1 pseudogene is annotated in these 672 nt (G+C 58.2%); it reads right to left on the minus strand.

The annotated features are described in order from the left end of the window. Positions 1–151: 151 nt before the first annotated feature. Positions 152–588, minus strand: a pseudogene (locus DID99_RS36820) (DDE-type integrase/transposase/recombinase); the annotation flags it as partial. Between the last annotated feature and the right edge of the window lie 84 nt (positions 589–672).

Below are 672 nucleotides of genomic sequence, written 5' to 3' on the forward strand. Positions count from 1 at the left end.
TGCTGATTTTGCGTCTCGCCATGACGCAAGCATATGGTCTTGAGCCCTTGACGTCCAGGTTGTGTTAGCGACTCTTAGTGTGGTGACGGTAAAGAGTCCATTCCAGAGAGGTGACCTTGCCGCTGTTTCGCGAATCCCATAGCTGAGAGATTTATGCGGCCGGCCCGTGTTGAGCGGCGAACCAGTTTTTCTCGAGCGTCATGGGGCTGACGTAGTCGAGCGTAGCCGGCGCGAATTGTAAAAGCCAAGCCAGTCGACGATTTCATCCATTGCCGTACGCCGGGTCGCGAAGTGCCGGCCATGCAGACGTGCAACTTTCAGCGAACCCGGCAGGCTTTCGGTCGGGGCATTGTCCCAGCAATCGCCGGGCCGACTTATCGACGAGCGCATGCCGTAGGCCCTCAGCGTGTCTTGGAACAGCCCGCTGCAATACTGGCTACCCCTGTCGTTATGGACGATAACGCCGGCCTCTGGGCGGCGCCGGAACCACGCCATACGCAGCGCATCCGTGACCAGTTCTGCTTTCATGTGCATCGACCAGCCCACCACCTGCCTGCTGAACAGGTCGATGATGACCGCCAGATAAACTCAGCCTGTGCGACACGTGTCGCCGTCCGCCGGACGTAAATCGGTAATGTAGTGGATGGCAAAGTCTGTTTCTGTCTTGTCACG

This window comes from Burkholderia sp. Bp8986, assembly GCF_003854225.1.
Classification (GTDB): Bacteria; Pseudomonadota; Gammaproteobacteria; order Burkholderiales; family Burkholderiaceae; genus Burkholderia.